General features: G+C 62.1%; 10 protein-coding genes. 6 read left to right on the forward strand and 4 right to left on the reverse strand.

The annotated features are described in order from the left end of the window. Nucleotides 1–327 precede the first annotated feature (327 nt). Complete coding sequence (ansA, locus tag PG883_RS00045) at nt 328–1335, forward strand: asparaginase (RefSeq protein ID WP_043154264.1); 1008 nt, start codon at nt 328–330, stop codon at nt 1333–1335. Between the two features lie 250 nt (nt 1336–1585). On the opposite strand, the gene PG883_RS00050 is transcribed toward ansA, so the two are convergent. Together PG883_RS00050 and PG883_RS00055 are read right to left on the reverse strand one after the other, a co-directional pair. Further along, on the reverse strand, nt 1586–1879 hold the full coding sequence (locus PG883_RS00050; protein ID WP_010675423.1) for a YeaC family protein: 294 nt from the start codon (nt 1877–1879) through the stop codon (nt 1586–1588). A gap of 60 nt (nt 1880–1939) precedes the next feature. After that, nucleotides 1940–3373, reverse strand: coding sequence for a glyceraldehyde-3-phosphate dehydrogenase (locus PG883_RS00055; protein WP_104452419.1), 1434 nt, complete (start codon nt 3371–3373; stop codon nt 1940–1942). A gap of 211 nt (nt 3374–3584) precedes the next feature. Here PG883_RS00055 and PG883_RS00060 point away from each other — a divergent pair, with 211 nt between their 5' ends. Next, nucleotides 3585–4388: a DUF2989 domain-containing protein gene (locus PG883_RS00060; protein WP_042865069.1), complete on the forward strand. Its 804-nt coding sequence runs from the start codon at nt 3585–3587 to the stop codon at nt 4386–4388. After that, complete coding sequence (locus PG883_RS00065) at nt 4385–4942, forward strand: NUDIX domain-containing protein (protein WP_270806811.1); 558 nt, start codon at nt 4385–4387, stop codon at nt 4940–4942. Before PG883_RS00060 ends, PG883_RS00065 begins: the two co-directional genes overlap by 4 nt. A 62-nt stretch (nt 4943–5004) precedes the next feature. Here the strand turns inward: PG883_RS00065 and sppA are convergent, their stop codons facing one another. Then, nucleotides 5005–6849 carry a signal peptide peptidase SppA gene (gene sppA / locus PG883_RS00070; protein ID WP_270806812.1) on the reverse strand — a complete coding sequence of 615 codons (1845 nt, stop codon included), beginning with the start codon at nt 6847–6849 and terminating at the stop codon, nt 5005–5007. Nucleotides 6850–7170: 321 nt separating this feature from the next. Here sppA and PG883_RS00075 point away from each other — a divergent pair, with 321 nt between their 5' ends. The 3 genes from PG883_RS00075 to PG883_RS00085 all read left to right on the forward strand — a co-directional run bounded on the left by PG883_RS00075 (nt 7171) and on the right by PG883_RS00085 (nt 11461). Next, a complete protein-coding gene (locus PG883_RS00075) occupies nt 7171–9198 on the forward strand; it encodes an NADPH-dependent 2,4-dienoyl-CoA reductase (RefSeq protein ID WP_270806813.1) in 2028 nt (675 codons plus the stop codon). Nucleotides 9199–9305: 107 nt separating this feature from the next. Beyond that, nucleotides 9306–9854, forward strand: coding sequence for an NAD(P)H nitroreductase (locus tag PG883_RS00080; RefSeq protein WP_270806814.1), 549 nt, complete (start codon nt 9306–9308; stop codon nt 9852–9854). Between the two features lie 590 nt (nt 9855–10444). Next, complete coding sequence (locus PG883_RS00085) at nt 10445–11461, forward strand: methyl-accepting chemotaxis protein (RefSeq protein ID WP_270806815.1); 1017 nt, start codon at nt 10445–10447, stop codon at nt 11459–11461. 20 nt (nt 11462–11481) lie between these two features. On the opposite strand, the gene PG883_RS00090 is transcribed toward PG883_RS00085, so the two are convergent. Next, nucleotides 11482–12030, reverse strand: coding sequence for a sugar O-acetyltransferase (locus PG883_RS00090; RefSeq protein ID WP_270806816.1), 549 nt, complete (start codon nt 12028–12030; stop codon nt 11482–11484). Between the last annotated feature and the right edge of the window lie 86 nt (nt 12031–12116).

Here is a 12116-nt window from a genome sequence, read left to right on the forward strand (position 1 = left end):
TGAGATTTGTGAAAGATCCGCCGGATACTAGCAAAAAACACCAAGTTCATCCACATATGTCACATTAATGATTAAAGCGTGGTGTTAACATGGCATTTAAAACTGTCTCGCCGAGTGTGCTCCGGATCGCAACAATGCTGCTGCGGCTGTCATTTGCAGCGGCACTCTCTATAATTCGCCCGGTTCCGCCCCCACGGGAGGACACAGACCCTCAAGAGGTCTGCTGATGACCGATATTGAGCCCGCCCGCACCATCTGAAGGACGGGGGCTGTATCGGTTGAGCCCTGTTTGATTTGCCGGTTTCCAGTCCAGAGAGAGGAGAGGGTGTGAAGAAGTCCATCTACATTGCCTACACAGGCGGCACCATAGGGATGCAGCGTTCCGACCACGGTTATGTACCGATGGCGGGCTTCATGGAGGACTGTCTGGCACGGATGCCCGAGTTCCATCGACCGGAAATGCCCGATTACCATATCCACGAATATGCCCCCCTCATCGACTCTTCCGACATGACGCCGGCAGACTGGCAGCGCATCGCCGAGGATATCAAGAGCAACTACGACAAGTACGACGGTTTCGTCATTCTGCACGGCACCGACACCATGTCGTTCACCGCGTCTGCGCTCTCCTTCATGCTCGAAGATCTGCACAAGCCGGTCATCATCACCGGCTCCCAGATCCCCTTGGCTGAGCTGCGCTCGGACGGTCAGCAGAACCTGCTCAACGCCCTCTATATCGCGGCCAACTACCCGATCCACGAGGTGACGCTTTTCTTCAACAATCAGCTCTATCGCGGCAACCGCAGCAAGAAGGTGCACGCCGACGGCTTCCACGCCTTCGACTCGCCCAACTACCCGCCCCTGCTCAATGCCGGTATCGCCATCTCCCTGGAGGCAGGTGAGCTGGGCGTGCCGTGCGATCGCCCCCTGGTGCTGCACGACATCACCCCCCAGCCCATCGGGGTGGTGACCCTCTATCCGGGGATATCGGCGGAGGTGATAGCGAACATCCTGCAACAGCCGGTGCGTGCGCTGATCCTGCTCTCCTTCGGGGTGGGCAATGCGCCCCAGAACCCGGCCATGCTGGCGCTGCTCTCCGAGGCATCTGCCCGGGGCGTCATCATCGTCAACCTGAGCCAGTGCCTGCACGGCAAGGTCAACATGGGGGGCTATGCCACCGGCAACGCCCTCTCCCGTGCGGGAGTCATCTCGGGCTTTGACATGACCGCCGAGGCGGCGCTCACCAAGCTGCACTTCCTGCTGAGCCAGGATCTGCCGGCGCCGCGCATCCGCGAGCTGATGCAGCAGTCTCTGCGGGGTGAACTGACCCCCTGACTTTCCCTCTCACCCTAACCCTCTCCCAGCGGGAGAGGGGATAGATCGAGGTGGCGAGGTTTGCCATGAAGATCGCCGGCAGGTGGCCCGCTGACTGCTCGCAGGTGCGTGCCAGCTCCCTTCTCCCCTGGTGGGAGAAGGGCCGGGGATGAGGGGGATGAGTCATCCTGCATAGAGAGGAAAAAAGAGGGGAGCCATTATGGCTCCCCTCTTTCGTTTCGTTACCGCGATAGGTGACGTGCGGCCTGCCTCAGTGGCTAAGGTCGACCCGTACTATCTCTTCCTCGTCGCGATACTGACGCTTGAGCTCGCTCTTGCTCTTCATCACGATCTCGCCGTCACGGCCGATGTTCATGTGCTCGGGGTTCTCAAGGTGCATCGCCTGCCAGGCCATCACGGCCTGCAGGGAAGTGGCCTTCTGCTCCTCGGTGAGGGGCTTGCCATCCGGCCATTTGCCGAGCTCGACCGCAGTCTTGAGCCGCTCGTACACCTCTTTGGGCATCTGCGCTATCGCTTGTTGAAACGTCACTTGCTGAGACGACATCCGGCCTCTCCTTAAAAATTGAGCCATGAACACGGGTTCCGGCGGGCAGATCCTGTCGGACTATACCGGTAGATCCTGGCGGACTACGCCAGCCATCTGCTCCATCACCCGCACGACCTGACAACTGTACCCGAACTCGTTGTCATACCACACGTAGAGCACGCAGTGATCCCCCTCGGCGATGGTGGCCTGGGAGTCGACGATGCCCGCAAAACGGGAGCCCACCATGTCGGAGGAGACCAGCTCGGTGCTGGCGCTGAAGTCGATCTGGCGATGCAGGGCCGAGCTCAGCGCCATCTGCTGCAGATAGGCGTTGAGGCTCTCCCGATCGGTGGTCTGTTCCAGCGACAGGTTGATGATGGCCAGGGACACGTTGGGTGTGGGCACCCGGATGGCGTTGCCGGTCAACTTGCCCTTGAGCTCCGGCAGCGCCTTGGCCACCGCCTTGGCGGCACCGGTGCTGGTCATCACCATATTGAGGGCTGCGCTGCGACCGCGGCGCTCGCCTTTGTGATAGTTGTCGATGAGGTTCTGATCGTTGGTATAGGAGTGGACCGTCTCCACGTGGCCGTGGCGGATGCCGTACTTGTCCTGCATCACCTTGAGCACCGGGGTGATGGCGTTGGTGGTGCAAGAGGCGGCGGAGACTATCTTGTCATCCGGACCTATCACCTCGTGGTTGACCCCGAACACCACGTTCTTCATCTCCCCCTTGCCGGGGGCGGTCAGCAGTACCCGGGCGGCGCCGCGGGCCTTGAGGTGCTCGGACAGGCCCGCCTCGTCACGCCAGACGCCGGTGTTGTCAACGATCAGCGCATTGTCGATGCCGTAGGCGGTGTAGTCGATGTCGGCCGGGCTGTTGGCGTAGATCACCTGGATGAAGGTGCCATTGGCGATGATGGCGCTGCGTTCCACATCCACCTCGATGGAGCCGTTGAAGGGGCCGTGCACCGAATCGCGGCGCAGCAGGCTGGCACGCTTCTCCAGATCCCCGTCGCGACCGCCGCGCACCACGATGGCGCGCAGGCGCAGGGAGTTGGCGGCGCCGGTGCGCTCGATGAGCAGACGGGCCAGCAGGCGGCCGATGCGACCGAAGCCGTAGAGCACCACGTCGGTAGGGGCGGGCACGGCACTGCGGTTCAGGGCCGGTGCCAGCTTGGCGCGCAGATAGTCCTCGATGCCGGCTTCATCCTGGTGATCCTGCCAGTAGCCCACGGCCAGTTTGCCGAGATCGACTTCGGCGGCGGTCGGGTTCAGGGCCAGGATGGCTTGCAGCAGGGGAAAGCTCTGTTGGATAGGGAGGGGGGCTCCCTGGTGGCGGCGAACGACCCGGTGGGCCTTGAGGATATCGATGGTGGAGGCGTTTTGCAGGGGGCGTCCGTAGAGGGTGATCTCTATCCCTTGCTGTCGGTAGAGGCGACCTATCAAGGGTTGCATGGCTTCGGCGAGCTCCTGGCTCTCCTGCCACGCCTGCAAGTAGTGCTCGTGGGTCATTAACCAGATCCTTTTATTTCACGTTGTTGAAGCAAGTTGCCTGGGCAAATTGAAATTCGTCGAAGGCAGATCAGTGTAGGGCTGATGGTTTCGTTATATTATTCTGCAATCGCGGCCTTATACGGCGCGCGTATTGTAATGGATATGTAGCCTGTTTGCTAGTTGGCGGTGGCCGGTGCGGGTTGCGATTGTTATCAACCAGATGTGAACCATGACCCTATTCTCACAGCGTCCGTTACTGCTTTCCCTCGCTTGTTGCCTGACGTTGACGGCCTGCGACGACGACAGGATCCACAACATTTGCTCCCAATATCCCGCCCTGTGCGCGGACCTGGTGGACGATGGCTGGTGTCGCTATGAGCGCAGCGATGTCATTCGCGGTCGTTACTATCTCCAGGAAGAGGGGACGGACAGGCGCAAGTACGATCTGATGCGCGGCCTGGAGCGTTATCTGCAATGCGCCGAGCACTCCACCAACATCGAGTACAAGCGGGCCAGGGAGCAGAAGAGCCCCAGAGTGGAAGGGATGCTGGCCGCCGGCCGTCAACTGGAGCAACTGGATGCACAGACCCGGGGCTCCCGGGATCCCTACCTGCTGCTCTGGCACTGGACCAACAACACCAGCCCCGAGGCCCGCGCCAGCTTCCTCGCGCAGGAGGGGACGCCGAGCCTCGAGGAGCCCGAGCTGCAACTGGCGCTCGGCGGCATTTATGCCAAGAGCGAGCCCGAGAAGGCCATCAGGCTGATGCACCATGCGCTCTCTCTCTATCGGGAGGGGGACAAGGTCAACAGCCGGATCCTCACCGCCCTCAGCACCCTCTACATGGGGCAGAAGCGATTTGATCAGGCCTATCTGTGGGGCAAGGTGAGCGAGTCATTCCAGGAGAGCCCCGAGGTCTCCGCCACCCGGCTCGGCATTTACCATGCCATCGGCAAGGAGGAGCAGGAGACGCTGGACGACCAGGCGGCCACCATCGTCGATGCACTCAGGCAGGGGAGCTACCGCACACCATGAATCCGACCCTGTCAGAAGCCCGGGAATGGGCCCATCCCTTCGATATCCGTCTCGTGCACGGCCAGATCCGCGGCGAGGACAGGGTGCTTGAACGGGCCACGGTGAGGGCCGTGGTGATGCGTGGTGATCGACTGCTGCTGGTGCACTCCAGCGTCAACGGGGATCTCATGTTCCCCGGTGGCGGCATCGAGCACGGGGAGGCGCACGATGCGGCCCTGGCCCGGGAGCTGCGGGAAGAGTGTGGCGCCGAGCTGGTGGCCGTGGGCCCCCTGCTGGGAGAGACCCGGGAGTATCGTGTCGCGCGCGAGCCGGATTACGATGCCTACTGCATCCGATCGTCCTATTACCTCTGCCGGGTCGGGGAGCACTGGAGTGCGCCGCGCCCCCAGCCCTACGAAATCCGCCTCGGCTTCACGCCGGGCTGGTTCCCCCTGGCCGAGGCACTGCAAACCAACAAGACCCAGCTGGCGGGTCCCTGTCCCCAGTGGACGGCGCGAGAGACCCGGGTGCTGGCAGAGTTGCACCGCTGGCAAGCGTCCGGCTTGCTGACCTGACAAGGCCGCTTGCCCCATAAAAAAACCGCCTGTCGGCGGTTTTTTTATGGCTGTCCCCGGCGTCAGGGGAGACAGACCGGGCAGAAGGCGTAGGTGCCCTGGGGATCGTTGAAGCGGGTCAGCGGGTCCAGAGTGCGGTTCATCTCCAGCAGCGCCTTGCCAAGCCCGGCGGGCAGCCAGCTTTGCAGGTGCGGGGCCAGCGCCTGGGCGCTGCTGTCAAACAGCTCGCGCAGGAACTTGTCCCTGGCCGACTCTTCCGGTGCGATGGGGGTGACCTGCCAACTTTTGAGGTTGGCGAGATCGGCGGCCGCCTTGAGGGCGTCATCCAGATTGCCGAACTCGTCCACCAGCCCCAGTGCCTTGGCATCCTGCCCGGTCCAGACCCGGCCTTCGGCGGCTTTTTCCGCCTCTTCCGGGCTAAGGCCCCGGCCCTTGCCCACCAGGCCGACAAAGCGCTGATAGGTGTCTTCCACGCTCAGTTGAATGGCTTCACCCACGTGATCCGGCAGGGCACGGGTCAGCCCGACCCCCACGAAGTCGGTGGTGCCGACGCCGTCGGTGTGTACCCCGTACTGGGAGAGCGCCTTGTCGATGGTGGCGAACATGCCGAACACCCCGATGGAACCGGTAAGGGTGGTGGGGGAGGCGAAGATCTTGTCCGCATCGGCGGAGATCCAGTAGCCACCGGAGGCGGCGTAGCTGCCCATGGAGATGACCACCGGCTTGCCCGCCTGTTTCAGGGCCAGCAATTCGGCGCGGATCTGCTCGGCGGCGAAGGCGCTGCCGCCCGGGCTGTCCACTCGCAGCACCACGGCTTTCACCTGATCGTCACGGCGGGCCTCGGCCAGCAGATCGGCAAGGCTGTCGCCACCGATGGTGCCGGCAGGCTGGACGCCATCCATAATGGCGCCGCTGGCGGTGATGAGGCCTACCTCATCCTTGCCGCTCTGGGGGTACTGCTCCGGGATGGCGGCCAGATACTCTTTCAGGCCCACGCCCTTCCAGCCGTGATCATCGGCCTCGCCCACTTCCTTGATCACCGCCTGGGTCATTTCGTCGCGGGTGGCGAGCTGATCCACCAGACCGTTGTCGAGGGCGTAGCTGGCCGCATTGCCGCCGGCCTTGCGCAGCAGTTCGAGGAAGTGATCCTTATTCGGTGCCACGGCATCAGGCTCGATCTCCCGCTGCTCCGCCACGTCGGCCACATAGGATTGCCACAGCTGATCCAGCCAGCGCTGGTTCGCCTCCTTGCTCTCGGGGGACATCTCGTCCCGGGTGTAGGGCTCGACGAAGGACTTGTAGGTGCCGACCTTGAAGACGTGCGGGGTGATGTTGAGCTTCTCCAGTGCCGACTTGAAGTAGGTCTGGTAGACACCCAGCCCCTCGATCACCACGGCACCACTCTGGTTGAGTAGCACGTGGTCTGCGTGGGCGGCGAGCAGATAGGCCCCCTGGCTGTAGTAGTCCGCCATGGCGATGACCGGCTTGCCGCTCTCCTTGAAGGCGTCGATGGCGGCCGTCACCTCCTGCAGTTTGGAGAGGCTGGCCCCTTGCAGACCCTGGGGCTTGATCACCAGCGCCTTGATGCGATCGTCATTCCCCGCGCTCTTGATGGCCCACAGCAGATCGGAGAGGACGATTTCGCTTGGCTGCTCGTCCCCCTTGTCCATTTGCCTGAGCAGTTGCACCGTGGGATCGGTCTGGGTGCGCTGTTCTACCAGCACACCGGAGAGATTGAGGGTGAGCGCCCCCTCGATGGGGGTGCTTGGGGTCTCGCTCTGGCTGACGCTGAAGACAATGACCAGCACGACGAGAAGAAACAGCAGGTTGACCAGCATCAAGCGGGTAAAGTTGAGCAGGCGCCAGAGGCTGCGAAAGAGCCATCCCAGACCTTTGAAAATAGACATAGCTGCGTTGTCGCCCTGTTAATGGGTTGAGAGCAGCCATTATTAACCAGTTGCGCAGCCAATTGCCATTTCCCCTTGAGTCGACTGCCTCCCCGCCACTTCGGAATACGGCTGTTCGCTGAAAAAATGTCCAAACATTTGTTTGAAAAAGAGTTTTCGATTCTTTACTCTAGCTCCAGTTTGATAACAAAAAATTAACTGAAAGGCCCGATGAGCCGGCCCCACCTCCACCTACCCCTTCTTTTTACTGCCCGTCACCCGAGGCAGCCAGGAAGGCTGGAGCATGACCCCGTGCACATCGACCTCGACAAGGAGTGCATCATGAGCCGTTATCCCACGCTGCTGACCCCCCTCGATCTGGGTTTTACCCAGTTGCGCAACCGCGTACTGATGGGGTCCATGCACACCGGCCTCGAGGAGGAAAAGGGGGGCTTTGACAAGCTGGCCGCCTTCTATGGTGAGCGGGCCCGTGGCGGGGTCGGTCTCATCGTGACCGGCGGTATCGCCCCCAATTTGCGGGGGCGGCTGGTGCCCCACGGCTCCCAGCTGAGCTTTCCCTGGCAGGTAGCCAAACACCGCAAGGTGACCGAGGCAGTGCATCAGGAAGGGGGCAAGATAGCGCTGCAGATCCTTCATGCGGGCCGCTACGCCTACCATCCGTTCAGCCTGGCGCCGAGCGCCCTCAAGGCTCCCATCTCCCCGTTCAAGCCGCGGGCCATGAGCGAGCGGCAGATCCGCGGCACCATTCGCGACTTCGCCGCCACTGCGGCACTGGCCAAGGCGGCCGGTTATGACGGGGTCGAGGTGATGGGGTCGGAAGGCTATCTCATCAACCAGTTCATCTGCGAACGCACCAACAAGCGCACCGATGGCTGGGGCGGCAGCAGCGAAAACCGCATGCGCTTCCCGGTGGAGATTGTCCGCGCCATCCGTGAGCGGGTGGGCACGGATTTCATCATCATCTTCCGCCTCTCCATGCTGGATCTGGTGGAGCAGGGCTCCTCCCTTGAGGAAGTGATCGCACTTGGCCGGGCACTGGAGCAGGTGGGGGTGACCCTCATCAACACCGGTATCGGCTGGCACGAGGCGCGCATTCCCACCATCGCCACCAGCGTGCCGCGCGGTGCCTTCAGCTGGGTGACCGCCGAGCTGAAAAAGCACCTCAAGGTGCCCCTCATCACCACCAACCGCATCAACACCCCCGAGGTGGCGGAGCGCATCCTGGCGGGCGGCGAAGCGGACATGGTCTCCATGGCGCGCCCCTTCCTGGCAGACCCCGAGTTCGTCATCAAGGCGGCTGAAGACAGGGCGGACGAGATCAACACCTGCATCGCCTGCAACCAAGCCTGCCTCGACCACGTGTTCAAGCAAAAGCGTGCCTCCTGCCTGGTCAATCCCCGCGCCTGCTTTGAGACCGAGTTGACGTTTGGCCGGGTGCCCCAGCCCAAGAAGCTGGCGGTGGTGGGGGCGGGTCCTGCCGGGCTGGCGTTTGCCTGCTACGCCGCCGAGCGGGGCCATCAGGTAAGCCTGTTCGATCAGGCGAGCGAAATCGGCGGCCAGTTCAACTTTGCCAAGCAGATCCCGGGCAAGGAGGAGTTCCACGAGACCCTGCGCTACTTCGCCAAACGGCTTGAGAAGTGCGGCGTCGAGCTCTATCTGGGCCAGCGCCAGAGTGCCGAGAGCCTGCTGGGCGGCGGTTTTGACGAGGTGATCCTCGCCACCGGCATCCGCCCGCGCACTCCCAACATTCCGGGTATCGAGCACCCCAAAGTGTTGAGCTACCTCGATGTATTGCGTGATCACAAGCCGGTGGGCGAGAAGGTGGCGGTCATCGGCGCCGGTGGCATCGGCTTCGATGTGGCCGAATACCTGGTGGAGAAGAGAGGATCGCCGGATACTGAAAGCCACCGCGATCACTGGCTCAAGGAGTGGGGTATCGACAAGCAACTGGGTGAGCGCGGCGGCCTGACTACCCCCGAAATCGATGCCCCCGAGCGCCAGATCTGGTTGCTCCAGCGCAAGGAGAGCAAGGTGGGCGACGGCCTTGGCAAGACCACCGGCTGGATCCATCGCACCGTGCTCAAGAATCGCAAGGTGCAGATGCTCTCCGGCGTCCAGTACCTGCGTATCGACGATGCCGGGCTTCACATCCAGGTGGGCGACCAACAGCAGTGCCTGCCGGTGGATCAGGTGATCATCTGTGCCGGACAGGAACCCCTCAAGGAGTTGCAGGCCGGTCTGCAGGCCGCGGGCAAGCCGGTGCACATCATCGGCGGTGCCGACGTGGCCGCCGAGCTGGATGCCAAACGCGCCATCCGGCAAGGGGCGGAGCTGGCTGCCGTCATCTAGCCTCCCGGCCCTTTCGTATCCTGACAAACCCCTGAACCCCAGGGGTTTTCTTCATCCGGTGCTGTGCTAAGGTAGCGCCATCATCGCCTTTGACAAGGAACTGCCCCATGGATGCCCTCCATCTGTTACTCAATCGCCACTCCTGTGGTCGTCTGGCCGAGCCTGCCCCGAGTGGCGAAGTGCTCGACAATATCCTCAAGGCCGGGCTGCGGGCGCCGGATCACGGCACTCTGACCCCCTGGCAGTTCATCCTGTTTGAAGGGGAGGGGCGTGAGCGTCTGGGGACATTGCTGGCCGATGCCGCCCATGCCCGTGGCGAGGATGCGGACAGTGTCGAGAAGTGCCGCACCGCGCCACTGCGTGCTCCCCTGGTGATCGCGGTGGCGACCCGTTATCAGGCGCACCCCAAGGTACCGAAACTGGAGCAGGAGCTCTCTGCCGGTTGCGCCCTGATGGCGATGCAGATGGCGGCCCAGGCCCAGGGCTTCAACGGCATCTGGCGCTCCGGCTGGTTCATCTTCGACGAGCAGATCCATGGTGCACTGGGGCTGACACCGGAGGATCAACTGGTGGGCTTCCTCTACCTTGGTACCCCCATGCTGGAGGCCCGCAAGCTGCGCGAGTTGCCCATCCAGGACTTCGTGCGCAGCTTCTGAAGTTCAGAACGCCAAAAGCCCTGATTATTCAGGGCTTTTTTGTTTTCTGACAAAGCCGTCAGGCTGTACTGATAAATGCGCACTTGCCAAGAGGGTAGAAGGGGGTTGGCCGGACATTTTTTGAATTGTGAGAGATTCTTCTCACTCCTGGTTTATTACGCTATGTAAAACGTTTGCGCCACGTTATTATCCCACTGCCAGTTTAGAAGGTGACCCCTTCTAATTTTCTGCGATGAGAGTCGCAATTCCGTAGCACCTTTTTAGAGCCCAACGTCTTGATGACATTGGGCTTCATTTTTTTGCGGGATCGGCACGTCAGCGTTCTTTCTCCTCTGCCTCTTCTCTACCTCACCCGGCCTCTTTGTGGCGATCTTTTGCACAGCCATTGATGTGGTCTCGATTGGAATCAGGATCAGGGTCAAATATCCTGCATTTGCAGGTGAAATCCGGCCCGGGATCCGCCAGCATCGGCAGAGACAAGAGAGCCAGAGGCTTCCCTTTGACGTCGACTGCCCGCACCTTTGCCATCCGGAGGCCATATGTGGTTCAACCGCAAGCTTGAAAAAGAGAATCAACAGCTCAGGGAGACGATGCTTCTCAAAGAGCAGCAGCACCAGAGCGAACTGGCCGAATTGCGCGCCACCATCGGTGAATACGAGCACATGCAGCGCACCAGCCGGGAGCGTGGCGATCTCTTCACCTGCCAGAACCAGGGAGGTGAGATGCTGCAGAGCGTGCGGGAAGCACTGGCCGGCAGTGCCGAACACCTGATGGCGGAAAAGGGAGCGCTCTGCGAGCTGGATCAACTCTTTGCCCAGACCCGGGGCGCCATCACCCGTCTCTCCGAGCGCGCCCATGCCATCACGGATGAGGCGGCTCGCAGCCTCACAGCCGTCCATCAGCTCGATGCCAGCACATCCGCCATCAACCAGTTCGTGACCGCCATCCAGGGCATTTCGGATCAGACCAACCTGCTGGCACTCAATGCGGCCATCGAGGCGGCCAGGGCCGGTGAGGCTGGCCGTGGATTCGCCGTGGTCGCCGATGAGGTGCGTCAGTTGGCGAGCAAGGCCCATGAGGCCAGCAGCCAGATCGAGGTGCTGGTCAGACAGATAGTGGCCCAGGCGCAGGAGATCAAGTCCATCATCGATGACAACCAGGCCAGTGCCGCCGAGGTGGCGACCTCCTCCTCCCAGATCGATGTGGTGGTGACCCAGGTGCTGGCACAATCAGGCCGGATGCAGCAGGTGATCCACAGTGCGGCCTCCACCTCCTTCCTCAATACCACCAAGTTGGATCACGCCGTCTGGAAGAACACTATCTATCGGCTCATCGATCAGCAGCATTTTCACGAGCCGGTGAGCGACCACGCTCAGTGCAGGCTGGGCAAATGGTATTTCGAGGGGCAGGGTGCGGAGCTCTTCGCCCACAAGCCGGGCTTTCGTGAACTGGATGGGCCCCACAAGCGGGTCCACGAGAGCGGCAAGGCAGCCCTGCACGCGCGCGAGCAGGGGGATATCAAAGGGATGGTCGAGCAGCTCAAGACCATGGAAAACGCCAGCATGCAGGTGGTGCACTGTATCGACCGCTTGCTGGAAAGCGCCTGAGCGAGCCTCGGGCCTTCCGCTCAACCTTTGACTGGCAGCAGCCGTGCCGGGTTGCCTGCTACCCTGGCACCGGCCGGTACATCTCTGGTCACGACCGAGCCCGCACCCACGACGGCTTCCCGCCCTATGGTGACGCCGGGCAGCAGAATGGCGCCGCCGCCTATCCAGACCCTGTCTTCGATGGTGACCGGCAGCGCCGTCTCAACCCCCTGAATGCGCTCATCGGCGTCCAGCGCATGGGCGGCGGTGCAGATCTGTACGTTCGGCCCAATCATCACCTCGGCACCGATGTGAATGGGGGCATTGTCCAGCAGGGTGGCCCCCATGTTGATGTAGCTGCCCTTGCCAAGGTGGATGTGGCGGCCATAGGTGCAGTAGAGGGGCGGGCAGATGAAAGCACCCTGTGCCAGCTCGCCGACGATCTGCAGCAGCAGCGCCAGCTGTTCATCCTCCTCGTCACTGCGATTGAAGCGGCGGTACAGGCGAGCCGTCTCCCGGCGCAACAGCTCCAGCTCTGGCGCCATGCAGTTGTAGGGCTGGCTGGCGATCATCTTCTCGTATTCGGTCATGACTGGGCCTCTATGGGGTGGAGGAAGAGAGGATAAGCCATCGGGGAGCAGAGAAGCGTGAGGCTCTCCCCAGAGTGGGCAGAAGG

Origin of the sequence: Aeromonas sp. QDB25 (assembly GCF_027707725.1) — a bacterium.
Classification (GTDB): Bacteria; Pseudomonadota; Gammaproteobacteria; order Enterobacterales; family Aeromonadaceae; genus Aeromonas; species Aeromonas caviae.